The sequence below is a fragment of the Caulobacter sp. 1776 genome, assembly GCF_040545685.1.
GTDB lineage: Bacteria > Pseudomonadota > Alphaproteobacteria > Caulobacterales > Caulobacteraceae > Caulobacter.
The window spans coordinates 986,859-1,007,286 of sequence record NZ_JBEPMI010000001.1; the positions used below are offsets into that span (position 1 = coordinate 986,859).

The 20,428-nt window shown below is 68.6% G+C and carries 20 protein-coding genes; 14 read left to right on the forward strand and 6 right to left on the reverse strand.

Annotated elements, in window-relative coordinates:
- Positions 1–52: 52 nt before the first annotated feature.
- From ABIC66_RS04650 to queG, 5 genes are all read left to right on the forward strand, one after another.
- Positions 53–1,138 carry a citrate synthase/methylcitrate synthase gene (locus tag ABIC66_RS04650; protein WP_354068209.1) on the forward strand — a complete coding sequence of 362 codons (1,086 nt, stop codon included), beginning with the start codon at positions 53–55 and terminating at the stop codon, positions 1,136–1,138.
- Positions 1,139–1,271: 133 nt separating this feature from the next.
- The gene (locus ABIC66_RS04655; RefSeq protein WP_354068210.1) at positions 1,272–2,192 is read left to right on the forward strand and encodes a cation diffusion facilitator family transporter; all 921 of its coding nucleotides are present in this window, start codon (positions 1,272–1,274) and stop codon (positions 2,190–2,192) included.
- 31 nt (positions 2,193–2,223) lie between these two features.
- Positions 2,224–3,675: a D-glycero-beta-D-manno-heptose-7-phosphate kinase gene (rfaE1, locus tag ABIC66_RS04660; RefSeq protein ID WP_354068211.1), complete on the forward strand. Its 1,452-nt coding sequence runs from the start codon at positions 2,224–2,226 to the stop codon at positions 3,673–3,675.
- A gap of 115 nt (positions 3,676–3,790) precedes the next feature.
- Positions 3,791–4,477, forward strand: a complete 687-nt coding sequence (gene fzlA, locus ABIC66_RS04665; protein WP_354068212.1) for an FtsZ-binding protein FzlA — start codon at positions 3,791–3,793, stop codon at positions 4,475–4,477.
- Complete coding sequence (gene queG / locus ABIC66_RS04670; protein ID WP_354068213.1) at positions 4,458–5,576, forward strand: tRNA epoxyqueuosine(34) reductase QueG; 1,119 nt, start codon at positions 4,458–4,460, stop codon at positions 5,574–5,576. The genes fzlA and queG overlap by 20 nt, the downstream gene beginning before the upstream one ends.
- 119 nt (positions 5,577–5,695) lie before the next feature.
- On the opposite strand, the gene ABIC66_RS04675 is transcribed toward queG, so the two are convergent.
- On the reverse strand, positions 5,696–6,571 hold the full coding sequence (locus tag ABIC66_RS04675; RefSeq protein ID WP_354068214.1) for a UTP--glucose-1-phosphate uridylyltransferase: 876 nt from the start codon (positions 6,569–6,571) through the stop codon (positions 5,696–5,698).
- 162 nt (positions 6,572–6,733) lie between these two features.
- Here ABIC66_RS04675 and bamJ point away from each other — a divergent pair, with 162 nt between their 5' ends.
- Positions 6,734–7,231 (forward strand): BamJ family beta-barrel-assembly machinery protein, encoded by a 498-nt coding sequence (bamJ, locus tag ABIC66_RS04680; protein ID WP_354068215.1) that lies wholly within the window; start codon positions 6,734–6,736, stop codon positions 7,229–7,231.
- A 57-nt stretch (positions 7,232–7,288) separates the two neighbouring features.
- Here bamJ and ABIC66_RS04685 read toward each other — a convergent pair whose 3' ends face one another.
- The 3 genes from ABIC66_RS04685 to rfbC form a co-directional block, all read right to left on the reverse strand.
- Positions 7,289–8,491 (reverse strand): threonine ammonia-lyase, encoded by a 1,203-nt coding sequence (locus ABIC66_RS04685; protein ID WP_354068216.1) that lies wholly within the window; start codon positions 8,489–8,491, stop codon positions 7,289–7,291.
- 77 nt (positions 8,492–8,568) lie between these two features.
- Entirely contained in the window at positions 8,569–9,468 is a 900-nt protein-coding gene (locus ABIC66_RS04690; RefSeq protein WP_354068217.1) for an alpha/beta fold hydrolase, read from the reverse strand.
- Positions 9,469–9,617: 149 nt separating this feature from the next.
- Positions 9,618–10,175, reverse strand: a complete 558-nt coding sequence (rfbC, locus tag ABIC66_RS04695; RefSeq protein ID WP_354068218.1) for a dTDP-4-dehydrorhamnose 3,5-epimerase — start codon at positions 10,173–10,175, stop codon at positions 9,618–9,620.
- A 37-nt stretch (positions 10,176–10,212) separates the two neighbouring features.
- Here rfbC and ABIC66_RS04700 point away from each other — a divergent pair, with 37 nt between their 5' ends.
- Positions 10,213–11,235 carry a glycosyltransferase family 2 protein gene (locus ABIC66_RS04700; protein WP_354068219.1) on the forward strand — a complete coding sequence of 341 codons (1,023 nt, stop codon included), beginning with the start codon at positions 10,213–10,215 and terminating at the stop codon, positions 11,233–11,235.
- A gap of 137 nt (positions 11,236–11,372) precedes the next feature.
- On the opposite strand, the gene argE is transcribed toward ABIC66_RS04700, so the two are convergent.
- Positions 11,373–12,554, reverse strand: coding sequence for an acetylornithine deacetylase (gene argE, locus ABIC66_RS04705; protein ID WP_354068220.1), 1,182 nt, complete (start codon positions 12,552–12,554; stop codon positions 11,373–11,375).
- A 111-nt stretch (positions 12,555–12,665) separates the two neighbouring features.
- On the opposite strand from argE, the gene ABIC66_RS04710 reads away from it, so the two are divergent.
- From ABIC66_RS04710 to ABIC66_RS04735, 6 genes are all read left to right on the forward strand, one after another.
- Positions 12,666–13,301 (forward strand): glutathione S-transferase N-terminal domain-containing protein, encoded by a 636-nt coding sequence (locus ABIC66_RS04710; RefSeq protein ID WP_354068221.1) that lies wholly within the window; start codon positions 12,666–12,668, stop codon positions 13,299–13,301.
- Positions 13,302–13,391: 90 nt separating this feature from the next.
- Positions 13,392–14,234, forward strand: coding sequence for a formyltetrahydrofolate deformylase (purU, locus tag ABIC66_RS04715; protein ID WP_354068222.1), 843 nt, complete (start codon positions 13,392–13,394; stop codon positions 14,232–14,234).
- 63 nt (positions 14,235–14,297) lie between these two features.
- A complete protein-coding gene (gene rfbB / locus ABIC66_RS04720; RefSeq protein WP_354068223.1) occupies positions 14,298–15,365 on the forward strand; it encodes a dTDP-glucose 4,6-dehydratase in 1,068 nt (355 codons plus the stop codon).
- Positions 15,365–16,228, forward strand: coding sequence for a dTDP-4-dehydrorhamnose reductase (gene rfbD, locus ABIC66_RS04725; RefSeq protein ID WP_354068224.1), 864 nt, complete (start codon positions 15,365–15,367; stop codon positions 16,226–16,228). The genes rfbB and rfbD overlap by 1 nt, the downstream gene beginning before the upstream one ends.
- A gap of 125 nt (positions 16,229–16,353) precedes the next feature.
- Complete coding sequence (gene rfbA / locus ABIC66_RS04730; RefSeq protein ID WP_354068225.1) at positions 16,354–17,232, forward strand: glucose-1-phosphate thymidylyltransferase RfbA; 879 nt, start codon at positions 16,354–16,356, stop codon at positions 17,230–17,232.
- A gap of 94 nt (positions 17,233–17,326) precedes the next feature.
- Positions 17,327–18,604 (forward strand): serine hydrolase domain-containing protein, encoded by a 1,278-nt coding sequence (locus ABIC66_RS04735; RefSeq protein ID WP_354068226.1) that lies wholly within the window; start codon positions 17,327–17,329, stop codon positions 18,602–18,604.
- A gap of 42 nt (positions 18,605–18,646) precedes the next feature.
- On the opposite strand, the gene ABIC66_RS04740 is transcribed toward ABIC66_RS04735, so the two are convergent.
- The gene (locus tag ABIC66_RS04740) at positions 18,647–19,084 is read right to left on the reverse strand and encodes a COG3650 family protein (protein ID WP_354068227.1); all 438 of its coding nucleotides are present in this window, start codon (positions 19,082–19,084) and stop codon (positions 18,647–18,649) included.
- Between the two features lie 158 nt (positions 19,085–19,242).
- Between ABIC66_RS04740 and ABIC66_RS04745 the strand changes: the two genes are divergently transcribed.
- The gene (locus tag ABIC66_RS04745; RefSeq protein ID WP_354068228.1) at positions 19,243–20,367 is read left to right on the forward strand and encodes a DNA cytosine methyltransferase; all 1,125 of its coding nucleotides are present in this window, start codon (positions 19,243–19,245) and stop codon (positions 20,365–20,367) included.
- The last annotated feature ends 61 nt before the right edge of the window (positions 20,368–20,428 follow it).

The following is a 20,428-nucleotide window of genomic DNA, read 5'->3' on the forward strand; positions in this document are numbered from 1 at the left end:
ATTGACGGTCAAGTGCGATCGGCGTTTCTTCCATCGCGAAAGGAGACCGCATATGTCCGATGGTCTTGAGGGCGTCATCGCCGCCCGCACCGTTCTGTCCGATGTCGACGGCGCCAAGGGCCGCTTGGTGATCCGCGGCTACGCCGTCGAGGATCTCGCGGGCCGCACCCGCTATGAGGAGGCCGCGCACCTGCTATTCGACGGCTTCTTCGAGGATGCGCCCTCGGATCTCGCGCCGGCCCTGGGCGAGGCCCGGGTCCGCGCCTTCGCCGAGGTCGCCGCCCTGGACGAGGGCTTGGCCCGCCGCGAGCCGATCGAGGCCATGCGCGCCCTGCTGGCCCGCCTGCCCGACGGCGACGACCTGCCGACCGCCCTCCTGCTGATCGCGGCGCCGGCCGTCTTCACCCCGGCCGTGCTGCGCGTCGCCAAGGGCGAGCGCCCGGTCGCGCCCGATCCTGCCCTGTCGCACGCCGCCGACATCCTGCGGATGACGCGGGGGGCGCCGGCCAGCGACGCCGAGGCCGCGGCGCTGGACGCCTATCTGGTCACGGTCTGCGATCACGGCCTCAACGCCTCGACCTTCGCCGCCCGCGTCGTGGCTTCGACCCGCGCGGGCTTGACCTCGGCGGTCCTGGCCGGGTTGTCGGCCTTGAAAGGTCCGCTGCACGGCGGCGCGCCGGGACCGGTGATCGAGATGCTCGACGAGATCGATACGCCCGAGAACGCTCGGCCCTGGCTGGAAAGGGCGCTGGCGCGGGGTGATCGGCTGATGGGCTTCGGCCATCGCATCTATCGGGTCCGCGACCCGCGCGCCGACGCCCTGAAGGCGGCCGTGCGCAAACTGGCGGCGGCCTCCGACAGCCTGCCCGGCCGCCTGGTCTTCGCCGAGGCCGTCGAGCGAGCGGCGCTGGAAATCCTGCGCGAGCACAAGCCCGATCGGCCGCTGGACACCAATGTCGAGTTTTATACCGCGCTGCTGCTCGAGGCCCTGGGCCTGCCGCCGTCCAGCTTCACCTGCGTCTTCGCCATGGGTCGGGTCGCGGGCTGGCTGGCCCACGCGCGCGAGCAGCTGGCGGGCGGGCGACTGATCCGGCCGCAGTCAGTCTATGTGGGGCCGGTGGTGAGGGCGGCGGCTTAGAAGGCTGTCATCCCGGCCAAGCGCGAAGCGCGCCGAGCCGGGACCGCAGGAGGCGCCGAGCTTTCCGCGGTCCCGGCTCTCCGCTTCGCTGCGGCCGGGATGACAACGACGGTTGGGCGGCTAGACTGCGACCATGTCCCTATCCGCCGCCGACCCCAAGGCCACTCGCAATGTCGCCCTTCTGTCCGTCGCCACGGCGACGGTTCTGATCGTGGTCAAGGCGATCGCCTGGCGGTCCAGCGGGTCGGTGGCGATCCTGGCGTCGCTGTCGGACTCGGCCCTGGACCTGGTGGCCTCGCTGATCACGCTGTACGCCGTGCGCTACGCGGCCGTCCCGCCGGACGCCGAGCACCGGTTCGGCCACGGCAAGGCCGAGGCGTTCTCCAGCCTGCTGCAGGGCGGCTTGGTGTTCGCTTCGGGAGCGCTGATCGGGCGCGAGGCCGTCAACGCCTTCTTCAATCCGCGTCCGGTGGAGCACGGCGTGGCCGGCGTGGTCGTGATGATCGTCTCGATCGCCCTGACTCTAGCGTTGATCACGGCTCAGAGCCGGGTGCTGAAGGCCAGCGGTTCGATCGCCATCGCCGGCGACCGGGCCCACTATGCGGCGGATCTCGGTTCGAACGCCGTGGCCTTGGTCGGCGTGGGGGCGGCCGCGTGGCTGGGTCTGTCCTGGATGGACGCGGCGGCGGGCCTACTGGTGGCGCTGTGGCTGATCTGGGGCGCGATCGGCGTGTTTCGGGAGGCCTCGAACCAATTGCTTGACCGCGAATTGCCCGAGGAGGACCGCGAGCGGATCGTGACCCTGGCCATCGCGGATCCGCGCCTGCTGGGCGTGCACCAGCTGCGCACGCGGGCCTCTGGTCCCTATATCCACATGCAGATGCACGCCGACCTGGCGTCGGACATCTCGCTGGCCGAGGCCCACGCCATCATCGTCGCCGCCGAGAACCGTCTGCTGGAGGCCTATCCCTCGGCCGACATCATCATCCACCCCGATCCGCGCGGGCTGGCCGAGAAGCATGGCGGCGTCTTCGCCGAGAGCGTCGAGGGTTGAGTTTTCGGGGCGTGAGGGTACGGAACTCCGTATGAACGACACGCTCGCCCACCTGCCCCGCGCCTTCGCCGGCAAGACCGTGCTGGTCCTCGGCGACGTGATGCTGGACCGTTTCATCTATGGCGCGGTCGACCGCATCTCGCCCGAGGCGCCGGTGCCGGTGATCGCGGTCGAGAAGGAAACGGCCATGCTGGGCGGGGCCGGCAATGTGGCCCGCAACGTCGCGGCCCTGGGGGCCAAGGCGGTGCTGATCGGCCTGGTCGGCCAGGACGAAGCCGGCGCGGCCCTGCGCGGCATGATCGACGCCGAGCCCGGTCTGGACGCCGAACTAATCGTCGATGCGGGGCGCCGCACGACCGAAAAGGTCCGCTACATCTCCGGCTCGCACCAGATGCTGCGCGTCGACCGCGAGGATCGCGGCCCCGGCGACGGCGCGGCCCTGCTGGCGGCATTCAAGGCGCGCCTGGCCACCGTCGATGTCGTGGTGCTGTCCGACTACGCCAAGGGCGTGCTGACCGCCTCGGTCGTGCGCGGAGCGATCGACGCCGCCCGCGCGGCGGGCAAGCCGGTGATCGTCGATCCCAAGAGCCGCGACTTCGCCCGCTACGACGGCGCGACCCTGATCAAGCCCAACCGCAAGGAGGCCGCCGAGGCCACGGGAATCATCGATAACAGCGACGAGGATTCCGAGGAGGCCGGCGCGGCGATCCTGGCCATGGCGCCGGGCCTGCAAGCGGCCCTGATCACCCGCGGCGGCGCGGGGATGACCCTGGCCGAGCGCGGCCAGTCGCCGCTGCATCTGCCCGCGACGGCGGTCGAGGTGTTCGACGTCTCGGGCGCCGGCGACACCGTGGCCGCGACCCTGGCCCTGTCCGTGGCGGCGGGCGCCAGCCTGGCCGACGCCGCCCGCCTGGCCAATCTGGCCGGCGGCCTGGTCGTCGCCAAGCTGGGCACCGACGTCGTCACCGCCGCCGAACTGACCGCTCGCGCGGGCTCGGCCGAGGGCGAGCCGGGCGAAATCAAGATCGCCGACCGCGACCACGCGCGTGAGATCGTCGACGGCTGGCGGGCGCGCGGCCTGAAGGTGGGCTTCACCAACGGCTGCTTCGACCTTCTGCACCCGGGCCACGTCTCGCTGCTCTCACAGGCCAAGGCCGCCTGCGACCGCCTGATCGTCGGCCTCAACACCGACGCTTCGGTCTCGAAGCTGAAAGGCCCGACCCGGCCGGTGCAGAAGGAGACCGGACGCGCCACGGTGCTGGCCTCGCTGTCCTCGGTCGACCTGGTGGTGCTGTTCGACGAGGACACGCCGCTGGACCTGATCAAGGCCTTCCGGCCCGACGTTCTGGTCAAGGGCGCCGACTACACGGTCGAGACGGTGGTCGGCTCGGACGTGGTGCTGGGCTATGGCGGCAAGGTGGTGCTGGCGGAGCTCAAGCAGGGTCAGAGCACGACCAACCTCATCGCCCGCATGAACAGTTGATCCGCCCGAAAGCGCCGCACAAAGGCCTGCTTTTCTTGGGTAAACCGCGTTCAGCAACATCTTGTTAAGCAAAGCGGCGCATCGCTCTTTCGATGCAGCCTGAGCGCACCTGGGCATGAGCGTCGAACGCACCCTCCACCACTTCCCCCTCGACCCCGCCTCGCGGCAGGTGCGTCTGGCGCTGGGCGAGAAGCGGCTGCCGTTCGTCGAGATCCCGGTCCGGTACTGGGAGATGCCGCCGGAGTTCACGTCGCTGAATCCGTCGGGCATGCCGCCGGTGCTGGTCGAGACCCGCAACCAGCGCAATCTCGTGGTCTGCGAGACCCGCGCCATTCTCGAGCATATCGAGGAGACCGAGCCAGAACCGCCGCTGCTGGGCCGCGACCCGGCCGAACGCGCCGAGGCCCGCCGCCTGCTGCAGTGGTTCGACCGCAAGTTCGACAACGAAGTCAACGGCTTCCTGCTGCACGAGAAGATGGAAAAGCGCCTGCTGCGCATGGGCGCGCCGGACCTAGCCGCCCTGCGCCAGGGGCGTGAGGCGCTGCGGGCCCACCTGGGCTATGTCGACGGCCTATTGCAAACCCGCGACTGGCTGGCCGGCCGCCGCATGAGCTTGGCCGACTTCGCGGCCGCCGCGCACCTGTCGGTGATCGACTATTTCGGCGACGTCCCGTGGAAGGACTTCCCGACCGCCAAGACGTGGTACATGAAGCTGAAGTCGAGGCCGTGCTTCCGGCCGATCCTGGCCGACCGCTGGCCCGGCCTCGCGCCGGCCGCGCACTATGACGACCTCGATTTCTGACACCGACTCCCAAACGATCAAGGACGAGATCCGCGCCGAGGCCCTGAGCCTGGGGTTCTCGATCTGCGGTTTCGCCGACGCCGCGGCCGCCTGGCCGAACGGCGAATGGCTGCGCGAATTCGTCGAGGCCGAGCGGCATGGCGACATGGGCTGGATGGAAGAGACGCTGGACCGGCGCTCGCATCCGACGGCCATGTGGACCGACGCCAAATCGGCGGTGGTGCTGGGTGTCAACTATGGCCCCGACGTCGACCCGCTGGAGCAGTTAAAGGCCAAGAGCGACGCCGCCATCTCGGTCTACGCCCAAGGCGACGACTATCACGACGTGATCAAGAAGCGTCTGAAACTGCTGGCCGGCTGGATGCATCGCCGGTTCGGACAGGATGTGAAGGTCTTCGTCGACACCGCGCCGCTGATGGAAAAGCCGCTGGCCCAGCGGGCCGGCCTGGGCTGGCAAGGCAAGCACACCAATCTGGTCTCGCGCCAGTTCGGCTCGTGGCTGTTCCTGGGCAGCGTGCTGACCACCCTGGACCTGCCGCCGGACGCGCCCGAGGTCGATCGCTGCGGCTCGTGCAGGACCTGCCTGGACGTCTGTCCGACCGACGCCTTCCCCGCGCCGCGCCAGCTGGATGCGCGGCGCTGCATTTCGTACCTGACCATCGAGCTGGCGGGTCCGATCCCGGCCGAGTTCCGGCCCGCCCTGGGTAATCGCATCTATGGCTGCGACGACTGCCTGGCGGTCTGTCCGTGGAACAAGTTCGCGTCGCTGTCGAGCGAGGCCAAGCTGCGGGCGCGCGAGGCGTTGAAGCAGCCGTCCCTGGCCGAGTTGGCGGTGCTGAACGACGCCGAGTTCCGGGCGCTGTTCTCGAAGAACCCGATTAAGCGCATCGGACGTGATCGCTTCGTGCGCAACGTGCTCTACGCGATTGGCAACAGCGGGGACGTCGGTCTGATGGCGGCGGTCGAGCCCTTGCTGCGCGATCCGGCGCCGGTGGTGCGCGGCGCGGCGGCTTGGGCGGCGCGGCGGCTCGTTGGAGAAGGGGCGCTGGTTTTGCGAGGCGTCGAGGCTGACGCTGAGGTGCTGGCGGAGTGGGAATGACTTGCCCCCTCCGGGCCTGACGGCCCTCCTCCCCCGGAGGGGGAAGAGGGAACCCTCCGCCCGCCTTTGGGGGCGGACGACCTCGCATAGCGAGGTCAGGTGGGGGAGTGTCCTCTGCCCTAGGCTTTCAGCGCCGCTTCCACCGCCGCCCGCGCCGCCGCGCCCAGGTCCGGGCGCTTCAGGGCCAGGGCCACATTGGCGCGTAGCAGGCCGATCTTGTCGCCGCAGTCGTGGGTGTTTCCCTCGTAGACATAGGCGTGGAACGGCTGTCGGGTCATCAGCTTGGCCATCGAGTCCGTCAGCTGGATCTCGTTGCCAGCGCCCTTCTCCTGGCTGGCCAGCAGCTCGAAGATCTCGGGCTGCAGGATGTAGCGGCCGGCGATCGACCAGTTCGAGGGCGCCGTGCCCTGGGCCGGCTTCTCGACCATGCCGGTCATGGTGGCCAGGCGCCCGTTCACTTCGCCTGGCGCGACGATGCCGTACTTGTGGGTCTCGCTGTCCGGCACTTCCTCGACGCCGATGACGTTGCCGCCGCCGACCTTGTCGTAGACCTCGATCAGCTGGCCCAGCGCCGACGGGTCGGCGTCGACGATGACGTCGGGCAGCATGACCGCGAACGGCTCGTCGCCGATGATGTCGCGGGCGCACCAAACCGCGTGGCCAAGGCCCAGCGGGGCCATCTGGCGCACGAAGCTCATCTCGCCCGGCCGGGGCAGCTCGTCGCGCAGCTGCTGGAGGATATCGGTCTTGCCCTTGGCTTCCAGCTGGGCTTCCAGCTCGACCTGATGGTCGAAATAGTCCTCGATCGCGCCCTTGCCGCGGCCGGTGACGAAGACGAAGTGCTCGATGCCGGCCTTGCGGCCTTCCTCGACGATGTAGGACAGGATCGGCCGGTCGACGACGTTCAGCAATTCCTTCGGCGTGGTCTTGGTGCCGGGCAGCACGCGGGTGCCCAGACCGGCGACGGGAAGGACGGCTTTGCGGACGGGTTTCATGAGCGGCTCGTCTGAGTATACGGGACGCCGTTTCTAGGAAAGCTCGTCGACGAAAGCCACCACTGTTCCGTGAAAAGTCGCCGAGGTCGGCCCGTGATCGACCGGAGATGGATTCCCGAGCGGTCCGTGCTAGCTGAGCGGCCTGCTTGTTCGAGGTTTCTCATGCATCGCCGCGTCCTGCTTCTCACCCTCGCCGCCGCCGGCCTGACCCTGGCCGCCTGCGGCCCCGACAAGAAGGCGCAGGAGAACCTCTCCGTCGCCGAGGCCTTCATGGCCAAGAACGCCAAGGCGCCCGGCGTGGTCACCCTGCCCCAGGGCCTGCAGTACAAGGTGGTGCGCGAAGGCCCCCCGGGCGGCCTGCACCCGACCACGGCCGACGAGGTCAAGGTCCACTACGAAGGCAAGCTGCTGGATGGCACGGTGTTCGACTCGAGCTACGAGCGCGGCGTACCGGCGGTGTTCCCGTTGGACGGCCTGGTGCCCGCGTGGGTCATCGCCCTGCAGCGGATGAAGGCCGGCGACGAGTGGATCCTCTACGTGCCGCCGGCCCTGGGCTATGGCGCCGAGGACAAGGGCCCGATCCCGGCCAACAGCGTGATGATCTTCCGCATCGAACTGCTGGACGTGAATCGCATCGGCCCGGGCAAGCCGAAAGAATAGGGCCTCTTAGTTGGCGCGCGTCCGGGCGGCGAACCGCACACGCTTCGCCTGACGCGCTTAAACCACTCGCGGCGGATACCCGCTCTCGCGCAGCGCATCCATGACCTCCTGGGTGTGCTGGGCGTCGCGGGTCTCGATGGTGATGTCGAACTCCGCGCCCTTGGCTGGGACGTCGAGGGCAAGGCGGTTGTGGTTCACCTCGATGATGTTGGCGCCCATCGCGCCGATCACGTGGGCCACGGTCGACAGCAGGCCCGGGCGGTCGTCGCCGATGATCCGCAGGGAGGCCAGGCGCTGGGCGCGGACCAGTTCGCGGGTCAGGACCGAGGCTAGCAGGCGGGTGTCGATATTGCCGCCGCACAGGATCAGGCCGCACTTCTTGCCTCGGAAGCGCTCCGGATAGGCCAGCAACGCCGCCAGCGAAGCCGCGCCCGCGCCTTCGGCGATGGTCTTCTCGACATTGCAGTACAGCGAGACGGCCTGCTCCAGGTGCGGCTCTTCCAGCAGCAGCACGTCGTCGATCAGCGGGCGGACGACGCCGTAGGTCAGGTCGCCGACCTGCTTGACCGCCACGCCCTCGGCGATTGTTTGGCCGCCGCAATGGGCCGCGACGCCGCGCATGCGGGCGGTGAACGACGGATACATGGCCGGCTCGCAGCCGATGATGCGGATGTCGGGCTTCAGCGCCTTGGCCGCCGTGGCCACGCCGCTGATCAGGCCGCCGCCGCCGATCGGCACGGGCAGGACCTCGAGGTCCGGTGCGTCCTCCAGCATCTCCAGGGCGATCGTGCCCTGGCCGGCCATGATGTCGTAGTCGTCGAACGGGTGGACGAAGGTCAGGCCCTGCTCGTCGCGCAGCTTGCGGGCGTGGGCGTTGGCGTCGTCATAGGTCTCGCCCTCGATGATCACCGTCGCGCCGAAGTCGCGGGTGTGCTGCACCTTCACGAACGGCGTGGTCTTGGGCATGACGATGGTCACCGGCACGCCGAGGCGGGCGCCGTGGTATGCGAGCCCTTGAGCATGGTTGCCGGCGCTGGCGGCGATGACGCCTTGCTGCTTCTCGGCGTCCGACAGCAGCATCAGCTTGTTCAGCGCGCCGCGCTCCTTGTAGGCGGCGGTGAACTGCAGGTTCTCGAACTTCACCCACACCTCGGCGCCGGTGATCTTCGACAGCGTCTTGGAGTGGCGGCAGGGCGTGCGCTCGATCTGACCCTTCAGGCGGCCAGCGGCGGCTTGGATGGCGGCGAGGTCGAGGGTCATCGGTCAGCACTCTGTCGCGGCGAGAAACGAGCCGTGGCCGGGCGTCTAGCACGGCCAAGCCATCCGGGCACACCCCTTTAGGGCGCGCCGTCCAGCAGCTTTTCTATCGCGGCCCAGGCTTCCGGCTCGGTCAGCATCGGGGCGTGGCCGACGCCGGGGACCTCGGCATAGGCCATGGCGGGGGCTGCGGCGCGCATGCGCTCGGCGATGGCCGGATCGATCAGGTCCGAGATCCCGCCGCGCACCAACAGCAACGGCCTGTCCTTCGCCAGGGCCCGGAACAGCGGATACATGTCCGGCGGGGCGAGCGCTTGTCCGCCCGCGTCTTGGGCGGCCTTTTGGGCTTCCGCGGCCGCCTTGATCGGCGCCGCGATGTCGGGGTCGTAGGCCAGGACGAAACCGCCGTCCTTGTCGTCGAACAGGCGGCGGGCGAAGATGTCCCAGTCCTCGGGGCCGTAGTCCGGAAAGGCCGTTGCGTTGATCGCCTTGGCGTAGGCGACCGCCTCGACCCAGGTCTCGAACCGGCCGGCCATGCCGGTGTAGCCGGCGATGCGGGCCAGGCCGACGGGCGACAGCTCGGGGCCGACGTCGTTCAGCACGGCGGCGGCGATCGCCTCGGGCTTGATCGAGGTCAGCACCATGGTGATCAGCCCGCCCATGCTGGTGCCGACGAACACCGCCCGCTCGATCCCGGCCGCGGCGAGCAGCGAGAGCACGTCGGCGGCGTAGGTCCCCGGATGGTAGTTCATCGGGTTGGGGTCGTGAGCCGACAGGCCCCGGCCGCGCACGTCGACGGCCAGGACCCGGCGGCCAGTGGCGGCGATGCGCGGCGCCAGGTCCTCGAAGTCGCGGGCGTTGCGGGTCAGGCCGTGGATGCAGATCACCGGCAGCTTCCGGGTCTCGCCAACGGGTGCGTAGTCCCGCGCGTGCAGCGGCAGGCCTTCGTGCGAGGTCCAGAAGAAGTCGGTGTAAGCCATTCCCATACTCCGCTCTCCCCGTCGAAAGCCGGGGTCCAGATCGAACCCAGCAGAGTTGGCGGGTTTGGTCGAGGCCTATGGCGTGAACACCCCAAACGCCCGGGGTGAATCTGGGCCCCGGCTTTCGCCGGGGAGAGCGGTATTGGGCGCTAGTATTCGAACGGCGTCTCGATCTCCGCCAACAGCGGTGCGGCCTCGTCGCGGGCGTTGGCGGTGATCTCAGCGGCCGGCAACGGCCAGTCGATCCCGACGGCCGGATCGCTCCAGCGCACCGCGCCTTCGGCGGCCGGGGCGTAGTAGTCGGTGACCTTGTAGAGCACCTCGCAGGCGTCGGTCAGGGTGACATAGCCGTGGGCGAAGCCCTTGGGGACCAGCAGCTGCTGGCGGTTCTCGGCCGAGAGTTCGGCCCCCACCCATTGGCCGTAGGTCGGCGAGCCCTTTCGAATGTCGACCGCCACGTCGAAGATCGAGCCGACCACGCAACGCAGCAGCTTGTCCTGGGCGTGGGGCGGCTTCTGATAGTGTAGACCGCGCTGGATGCCGCGGGTGGTCGACCGCACGTGGTTATCCTGCACGAAGGCGGCCTTAAATCCGGCTTCCTCCAGCGCCGACTGGCGGAAGGTCTCGGAAAACCAGCCGCGCTCATCGCCATGGCGCGCGGGCGTGATAAGCAGCACTTCGGGGATCGCCAGCGGCGTGATCTTCATGACGCGTACTTTGATTTGAGAAACGAACTGGCCACCGATGCCGCCTGAGACGACTGAACACAAGGGCCCGGCGGTGACCGTGGTGATCGTCTCCTACCAGAGCGGTCCGACGCTGGAAGAATGTCTGAAGCGCTTGGAAGCCCAGACCTTCCGCGACTTCGAGACCATCCTGATCGACAACGCCTCGACCGACGGCGCCCCGCAGGCGGCGGCCAAGGCCCATCCGTGGGTCGATTTCGTCGAGGCCGGCGCCAATCTCGGCTTCGCGGCCGGCAACAATCTGGCCGCGCGCCGGGCCAAGGGGCGCTGGTTGGTCCTACTCAACCCCGACGCCTATGCCGAGTCCGACTGGCTGGCCGAGCTGATGGCGGGAGCCGAACGCCACCCGACGGTGAAGAGCTTCGCCTCGCTGCAGCTGTCGACCGACCGGCCGGGCCTGCTGGATGGAGCCGGCGACAACGTCACCAGCGCGGGCATACCGTTCCGCGGCGGGTATGGCCGCCGTCAGCCGTCCGTTCTCCCCGAGGGCGAAGTGTTCTCGGCCTGCGGCGCGGCCATGCTGATCGATCGCGCGCTGTTCCTCGAGGTCGGGGGCTTCGACGAGCGCTATTTCTGCTACTGCGAGGACGTCGACCTGGGCTACCGGCTGCGCCTCTACGACCAGCCGACCTTGTTGCTGCCCAAGGCCAAGGTCGCCCACGTCGGGTCGGCCAGCACGGGCGTGCGCTCGGACTTCTCGATCTTCCACGGCTCGCGCAACCGGGTCTGGACCTTCGTCAAGAACACGCCGGGCTGGCTGTTTCCGGTCACCCTGCCACTGCACGTGGCGGTGACGGCGGGCCTGCTGCTGCTGCACTGGCGTCGCGGCGACGTCGCGCCAGCCATTCGGGGCATCAAGGCCGCGCTGAAGCGTGAGGACCTCGACCAAGTGTTGGCCGACCGCCGCGCCATCCAGGCCCGGCGCAAGGCCTCGCCGGGCGCGATCCTGCGGGTGATGTCGATCGACCCGGCAGCGTTCATCGGCCGGCGGTTCGTTATTCGGAAGTGGCGGGGGGCTTAAACTAGAATCCCGCTCTTCCCGGCGAAAGCCGGGATCCAGATCTCAAAGCGCCCGGGCTGAGTGGAAGAGCGCCGCGCTCATAGATCCCACTTCAATGTTCTCCCATCTGGGCCCCGGCTTTCGCCGGGGAGATCGGTCTATGGGGAGACTGTCAAATCCTCGATCAGCCGGCGCATGAAGGCCGCGCCGCGCTGCATCTGGCTGATCTCGACATATTCGTCGGGCTGGTGAGCCTGGTCGATCGAGCCGGGGCCGCAGATCACGGTCGAGAAGCCCGCGCCCTGGAACTGACCCGCCTCGGCGGCGTAGGGCACGACGCGGGGCGGGCCGTTGTCGCCGGTCAGCTTGCGGGCGAAGGCCTCGGCGACGCCGTTGTCCTCGGGCGCGAAGGCCGGGGTCAGCGAGCGGCGCTCGATCTTGACGCCGCCTTCGGGCGCCCTGGCCTTGATCTCGGCGTCCATGCGTTCGGCCGCCGCGAAGAAGTCGGCGAGCAGCGCCATCGGATCGAGATTGGCCGGGGTGCGCAGGTCGAAGACGAACACGCACTCGCGGGCTAGAATGTTGACGGCCGTGCCGCCATTGATCTGGCCGACGGTCAGGGTCGCGCCCTTGGGAATGAACAGCGACGCGGGATCTGCCTCGCGCTCCAGTCTTTCCGAAAGCTCGACCAGCATCGCCATCAGCCTGATCGCCGCCATGTTGGCCGAGACGCCCAGGTGGGTGAGGCTGGAATGGGCCTCGCGGCCGGTCACGGTGACGATGAAGCTGGCGATGCCCTTGTGGCCGCGCACGGCGACCATGTCGGTGGGCTCGCCGACCACCACCAGGGCGGGTCGAGGCAGGTCGGTGGCGATCACCTCGATCATGTCCGGCGCGCCCAGGCACCCGACCTCCTCGTCATAGGAGAAGGCGAGGTGGACCGGCCGCGACAGCGTCGCCTGGGCCAGGTCCGGCGCGGCGGCCAGGGCCAAGGCCAGGAACCCCTTCATATCGCAGGTTCCGCGGCCGTACAGCCGTCCGTCGCGCTCGGTCAGCACCCACGGATCGCTGGACCACGGCTGGCCGTCGACCGGCACCACGTCGGTATGGCCGGACAGCACGATCCCGCCCTCGACCGCCGGGCCGATGGTGGCCATCAGGTTCGACTTGGTGCCGTCGGCGTTCGGCACCCGGCGCGAGGGAATGTCGAGATGGGCCAGATAGCCCTCGACCCATTCGATCAGCGCGAGGTTCGAGCGGCGCGACGTGGTGTCGAACGCCACCAGCTTGGCCAGCAGGTCAACGGCGCGGTCGGACAAGACTTCGGATGAGGAAACCATGGCCAGAACCTAGACCCGTTCTCGCCGCGCCGCCTACCCGCGGGAAGCAAGATCGCGCGTCCGCGCGTTGTTGATCGCGAAAAGCGCAGCGAAGTTCCTGGGAGACGCCACGTGATCGACCTCTACACCTGGACCACGCCGAACGGCCGCAAGGCCTCGATCATGCTGGAGGAAGTCGGCCTGCCGTACCGGGTCCATCCGGTGGACCTTTCCAAGGACCAGCAGTTCGAGCCGAGCTTCCTGGCCATCTCGCCCAACAACAAAATCCCGGCCATCGTCGACAACGACGCGCCGGGCGGTCCTCAGGCCGTGTTCGAGAGCGGCGCGATCCTGGTCTATCTGGCCGACAAGACCGGCCAACTGCTGGCGACGGAGGGACCGGAACGCTGGGCGGCGCTGGAATGGACCTTCTGGCAGGTCGGAGGCCTGGGCCCCATGGCCGGGCAGTACAACTATTTCGCCATGCGCGCCGAGGAGAAGATCCCGGCCGCCATCGCTCGTTTCGGCGACGAGGTCACGCGCCTGCTGGGGGTGCTGGACCGGCGGCTGAACGACCATCCCTGGATCGCCGGCGAACACTATTCGATCGCCGACATCGCGACCTTCACCTGGACCAAGGCGGCGCTGGCGGCCATGGCCAAGGCCGAGCCGGACCGCGAGCCCGGCGTTCCCGCCGTCGAGAACTGGCTGATGGCCATGCAGGCGCGGCCCGCCGTCCAGCAGGGCATGGCCGTGCCGAAGCTTTAGGAAAACTCCGGCCGCCGCGCGAAAATCGGCCTCGCCTCACGCGTTCAGGCGCTTTTCTTCGCCGCCGGGGTTCTCTAGAGGGAGCGGACCATGATCCTGACCCTCTCCTGCCCCGACCAGCGTGGCATCGTCGCCAAGGTCTCCGCCTTCCTGTTCGAGCGCGGATGCAACATTCTCGACGCCCAGCAATTCGACGACCAGGAGACCGGTCAGTTCTTCATGCGCGTGGTGTTCGACGCGGACGACGCCGATCGTGACGCGCTGCGCGGCGCGTTCGGCGACCTGGCCTCGCCGCTGAAGATGAAATGGACCTTGCGCGACCGCGCCGAGCGCTATCGCGTGCTGTTGCTGGCCAGCAAGTTCGACCACTGCCTGGCCGACCTCGTCTATCGCTGGCGGATCGGCGAGCTGCCGATGGACATCGCCGGCGTCGTCTCCAACCATCCGGCCGAGACCTACGAACACATCGACCTGACGGGCCTGCCCTTCCACCACATGCCTGTGACCAAGGAGACCAAGTTCGAGCAGGAAGCCGATCTCTGGAAACTGATCCAGGAGACCAAGACCGACATCGTCGTGCTGGCCCGCTACATGCAGGTGCTGTCGGACGGCCTGTCGGCCAAGCTTCAAGGCCGCTGCATCAACATCCACCACTCGTTCCTGCCGGGCTTCAAGGGCGCCAAGCCCTATCACCAGGCCCACGCGCGCGGCGTGAAGCTGATCGGGGCCTCGGCCCACTACGTGACGGGCGACCTCGACGAGGGCCCGATCATCGAGCAGGACGTCGAACGCATCAGCCATCGCGACACGCCCGAGGACCTGATCCGCAAGGGCCGCGACATCGAACGCCGCGTGCTGGCCCGGGCTCTGCGCTATCGTCTGGAGGACCGGGTGCTGCTGAACGGTCGCAAGACGGTGGTGTTCACCGACTAGGTTGCGCGTACACTAAAAACTGGATACGGGCTGCCTCTTCGATCGCCGAGGACCTTTCAGCGAATGTCGCAGCAGAATCTTCGGGTGATGGTGACCGGCGGGTCGGGCTTTATCGGCTCGGCCGTGTGTCGCCACCTGGCCGGCCAGAACGACGTCGCGATCCTCAACTACGACAAGCTGACCTACGCCGCCTCACCGGCCAGCCTGGCCATGCTGGAGGGCAAGGCCGACTATCAGTTCGTGCGGGGCGACGTCGCCGACGCGGCAGCCGTCTCGAACGCGATCAAGGCCTTTCGACCTCATGTGATCATGCACCTGGCCGCCGAGAGCCATGTCGACCGCTCGATCACCGGCCCCGGTGACTTCGTCCAGACCAACATCGTCGGCACCTACGTCATGCTGCAGGCCGCCCTGGAGCACTGGCTGAGCCTGGAAGGGCTGGAGAAGGACAGCTTCCGCTTCCACCACATCTCGACCGACGAGGTGTTCGGCAGCCTGGGCGAGGACGGTCTGTTCTCCGAGACCACGCCCTACGACCCGCGCTCGCCCTATTCGGCCTCCAAGGCCTCGTCCGACCACCTGGCCCGGGCCTGGCATCACACCTACGGCCTGCCGGTGGTGGTCTCCAACTGCTCGAACAACTACGGACCCTATCACTTCCCCGAGAAGCTGATCCCGCTGGTCACGCTGAACGCGCTCGAGGGCAAGCCGCTGCCGGTCTACGGCAAGGGCGACAATGTCCGCGACTGGCTTCACGTCGAGGACCACGCCCGCGCCCTGCACCTGATCGCCGCCAAGGGTGTCCCCGGCGAGAGCTACAATGTCGGCGGCCGCAACGAGCGCACCAACCTGCAAGTCGTCGAGACGATCTGCGACGTGCTCGACGAACTGCGCCCGATCGCCGGCCAAAGCCGCCGCGAGCTGATCACCTTCGTCGCCGACCGCCCGGGTCACGACGCCCGCTACGCGATCGACGCCACCAAGCTGGAGACCGAGCTGGGCTGGCGGGCGCAGGAAACGTTCGACACCGGCCTGCGCAAAACCATCCAGTGGTACCTCGACAACGAGGCCTGGTGGGCGCCGCTGCGCGAGCGCTACGCCGGCCAGCGCCTGGGGCTGAAGACGGCCTGATGCCGCGCATCGCCCTCTTCGGCGCCAACGGCCAGCTGGGCTCCGATCTGGTCGCGCTCGCGGGCCAGCGCGCCCTGGATCTGGTTCCGGTGACCCGCGCCCAGCTCGACGCGACCGATCCGGCGGCGACCTTCGACGACCTCGCCTTCGACATCGCCATCAACTGCGTGGCCGCGACCCGCGTCGACGACTGCGAGACGGATCCGTCGCCGGCCGTCGCCGTCAACGCCCACTTCGCCGGCCGTCTGGCCAGGGTCTGCGCCGCCAGGGGCGCGCGGCTGGTGCAGATCTCGACCGACTACGTCTATGGCGGCCAGGCCGAGCGCGAGCCTCTGTCCGAGGACGTCGGCCGGGCGCCGGTCAACGTCTACGGCGCGACCAAGGCCCTGGGCGAGGACTTGGCCCGCCTGGAGCATGACGACGTCATCGTCGCCCGCGTCGCCTCGCTGTTCGGCGTGGCCGGGGCCAGCGGCAAGGGCGGCAACTTCGTCGAGACCATGATCCGCTTCGGCAAGGCGCGCGGCCGCCTGACCGTGGTTGACGACCAGGTGATGTCGCCGACCGGCTCGTGGGACGCGGGCGAGGCGATCCTCGACCTGATCGCGGCGCAGGCGCCGGCGGGCGTCTATCATGTCGTGAACGGGGGCGTGGCCAGCTGGTGCGAGTTCGCCCGGGCGATCATCGCCAAGGCCGGCGTCGCGGCCGAGGTCGCGCCGATCCCGACCCGCCAGTTCCCAACCCCGGCCCGGCGGCCGCCCTACAGCGCGCTGTCCAACGCCAAGCTCGAGGCCGCGATGGGCCGCGCCATGCCGCCCTGGACCGACGCCCTCGATCGCTATCTGTCGGCCAAGGGTCACGCCTGACAGCGTTATCGCCAAAAAATCTTCAAAATCATCGCGTTGAAACGCCGACCCCGGAGCGAAAGGGCTCACGCTCTCGTGAATTCCGCTCTAGATTCGGCCGTCAGGACTGAGAAGAAGAAGACGTAATGAAGGGCATCATCCTCGCGGGCGGGTCGGGCACGCGCCTCCATCCCGTGACCATGGCGATCAGCAAGCAACTGCTGCCGGTCTTCGACAAACCCATGATCTACTATCCGCTTTCGGTTCTGATGATGGCCGGCGTGCGCGAGGTGATGATCATCTCGACCCCGCGCGACATCCCGCTGTTCCAGGGCCTGCTGGGCGACGGCGCCCGGTGGGGGATCAACATCGTCTACGCCGAGCAGGCCAATCCGAACGGCCTGGCCGAGGCCTACCGCATTGGGGCCGCGTTCGTCGGCGACGAGCCCAGCATCCTCGTCCTGGGCGACAACCTGTTCTACGGCGCGGGCCTGGGCCGCATCCTGCAGGGCGCCAAGGAGCGCTCGAAGACCGGGGCCAGCGTCTTCGCCTATTTCGTCAATGATCCGCAGCGCTACGGCGTCGTCGAGTTCGACGCGACGGGCAAGGCCGTCTCGATCGAGGAGAAGCCGGAAAAGCCCCGTTCGAACTGGGCGGTGACCGGGCTCTACATGTACGACAAGCGCGTCGTCGACTTCGCCCGCGATCTCAAGCCCTCGGCGCGCGGCGAGTTGGAGATCACCGACATCAACCGGCTCTATCTCGAGGCCGGGGACCTGTCGGTCGAGCGCATGGGCCGCGGCTTCGCCTGGCTGGACACCGGCACCCACGACAGCCTGCTGGAGGCCTCGGAGTTCGTGCGCACGCTGGAGCACCGCCAGGGCCTCAAGATCGGCTGCGTCGAGGAGGTGGCTCACCAGAACGGCTGGATCTCGACCGAGCAACTGCTGGGCCTGGCCCACGAGCTCGCCAAGTCGCCGTACGGGGCGTACCTCAAGATGATCGCCTCGAACCCTCAAGCCTGACCCTAGGCCACGATCTACGACTACGATGGCCTGGAAAGGCGCGGCGTCGTAGGCGACAGTTCAACGCTGTCATAAGAAGCGTTGGGGAGGCCCCGTGCCCAAGAAGATGATCCTCGCCGCCGTCGCGGCGGCGGCGCTGTCGGTTCACGCCGCGCCGGTGCTGGCGCGTCCCGCCACCGCGGTCGAGGCCGCCGCGCCGGTCAAGATAAACGGGGCCCGCATCGACGCGGCGCTGAAGGCCATGGTCGACAGCGGCCGGGCGGTCGGCGTCTCGGCCCTGGTCTGGCAGGATGGTCAGGAGCGCTATTTTGGCCTCGCCGGCATGGCCGATCGCGAGGCTGGCAAGCCGATGCGCCGCGACACCCTGGTGCAGATCTTCTCGATGACCAAGCCGGTCACCGGAGTCGCGCTGATGCAGCTGTGGGAGCAGGGCAAGTTCGGCCTGGACGACCCGCTGTCGCGCTACCTGCCCGAGTTCGCCGACATGAAGGTCTCGGACGGCAAGGGCGGCGTGCGCCCGGCGTCGCGACCGATCCTGATCCGCGACATCATGCGTCATACGGCCGGCTTCTCGTACGGCGGGACCGCCACGCCGGCCGACGCGGCGTTCTCGGCGGCCGATCCGCTGAACCTGAAGAACGACCTCGCCGAGTTCGGCCGTCGCCTGGCCACCGCGCCATTGCTGTTCGATCCCGGCGAGCAGTGGAGCTACAGCGCCGCCGTCGACGTCCAGGCCCTGCTCGTCGAGAAGCTCTCGGGCCAGCCGTTCGAGTCTTATGTCCGGGCTCACATCCTCGATCCGCTCGGCATGAAGGAGGCCGGCTGGACCCAGCCCGACGCCGTCTTCGCGCGGCTGGCGGCGACCTACAATAAGGGGCCTGACGGTAAGCTGGCCCGGCAGGACGACGCCGAGACCCGTCGGCTGAACTTCGACCCCAGCCGCCGCCTGACCATGGGCGGCGCGGGCCTGGTCGCGCCGATCGACGAATACGCCCGTTTCTCGCGGATGCTGCTGAACGGCGGCGAACTGGACGGGGTGCGGTTGCTCAAGCCCTCGACCATCCGCTTGATGGGCACGGACCATCTCGACGCTCGGGTCACGGAACGGAAGTGGTTGCCCAGCAAGGGCACGGTCGGCTTCGGCCTCGACTTCGCGGTCCGCAAGAGCCAGCCCCAGACCGCCGACGAAAACCGTGGCGCGGTGGGCGAATTCTTCTGGGACGGGCGCGAGACGACGCTGTTCTGGGTCGACCCGGTCAACCGGCTGACCGCCGTCTTCTTCGTCCAGACCTATCCGTTCGACGCCAGCCTGCACCGGGACTTCCGCGCGGCGGTCTATGGTCCGAACTATCTGGGTCCCAAGGGCGACTAGAGCCTGTCCGCTTCTGACGGAAACATCAGAAACGGATACGCTCTAGGGTTTCGGCTGGGCCGCCAGGTCTCGAGTCTTCGAGGCGCAGCCCTTCAGGGTTTCGCCGTCGATCCAGACCTCGGCCAGATAGCCGTAGTGGCGGTCCGACATGCCGTCCGAGCAGTCGCCGGGGGTCAGGCGCAGCACCAGGCGCTGCTCGCCGGCCGTCGCGTCGAAAACGCCCTGCTCGCCGTCGATGCGCACGCCGGAATTGCCGGTGACGACGTCCGGATGGTCTGGGCGGGCCAGGGTCATGGCGGCGGCGCGAATCTTCACGTTCCAGAACGGCTCCGTCCCGACCGCGTCGAAGTCGCCGGAATAGTCCGGGCCGACGGTGATCGGTGCGTCGGCCGGCGGCGGCGCCTCCTCGGTCGAGCCCATGGGCGACTGGCCGCAGGCCGATATCAACAGGGCGGCGGCGATCAGCACGATGGTACGCATGTCTTTGACTATCCCCTCCAGGTCCGGTGAGGCTAGAGCCTGTCCGTTTCGGATGGAATCATCCGCGACGGATAAACAGGCTCGCATTCGAAATCTGGAGCGTGGCGGGCGCCGAAACCGCTGACACTTTCGGCCGCCACGCTCTAGACTCGGGGGCGATGAATCGGAACGCCTCTCCCTCCTTTCTTGAGTTCTTCGCCGGCGGCGGCATGGCCCGCATCGGCCTGGGCGAGGGCTGGACCTGCGCCTTCGCCAACGACTTCGACGCGGTGAAGGCCGCAACCTATCGCGCCAATTTCGCCGACGCGGCCGAGCATTTCCACGAGGGTGACGTCTTCGCCCTGACGGCGGACGCCCTCCCGACCGCCGATCTCGCCTGGGCGTCCAGCCCTTGCCAGGACTTCAGCCTGGCCGGCGCCCGCGCGGGCCTGGCGGGCGGCAAGTCCTCGGCCTTCTTCGGCTTCTGGACGCTGATCAAGGCTCTGTCGGCCCAAGGCCGCGCCCCGTCGGTGATCGTCATCGAGAACGTGGTCGGCCTGCTGACCTCGCACCATGGCGACGACTTCACCGCTCTCTGCGGAGTTTTGAGCGAAGAGGGCTACCGCTTTGGCGCCCTGGAGATCGACGCCGGCGCGTTCGTGCCCCAGTCGCGCCCGCGCGTCTTCGTCGTGGCCACTCGTCTGCCGACGGTCGACCTGGAAGGACCCAGCGCGTTCCACACCCGCGCTGTCCGCGAGGCGGCGGCGCGCCTGCCCGAGGACCTGCAAGCCCACTGGATCTGGTGGGGCGTCCCTTCGCCGCCGGCCCGCAACACCGATCTCGCCGTCGTGCTCGAGCCCGACGCCGCGGTGGCCTGGAACCCGCCCCAGCGCACGGAGGCGCTTCTGGCCCTGATGGCCCCCGCCCATCGCCAGGCGGTCGAGGACCGCGTCAAGGCCGGCGGTCGCGCCGTCGGGGCGGTCTTCCGCCGGATGCGGGGCGGCGAGCAGCGGGCCGAGGTGCGGTTCGACGGCCTGGCCGGGTGCCTGCGCACCCCGCGCGGCGGTTCCTCGCGCCAGACCTTGCTGGTCATCGAAAACGGCGAGGTCCGCTCGCGGCTGGTGACGCCGCGCGAGGGCGCCCGTCTGATGGGCCTGCCGGATAGCTATCAACTGCCTCGCGCCCAGACGGCGGGACTGCAGGTGGTCGGAGACGGCGTGGCGGTTCCGGTCGTGCGCTGGCTGGCCGAAAGCCTGCTGGAGCCTCTGCTCGATAGCAAAACTGCAAGCCTCGCCGCCGAATGACCCCCTGACAGCGCGGGTTCGCGGGTCTAGGGTTGCGCCGCTTCCCGCAATCTAAAGGCTC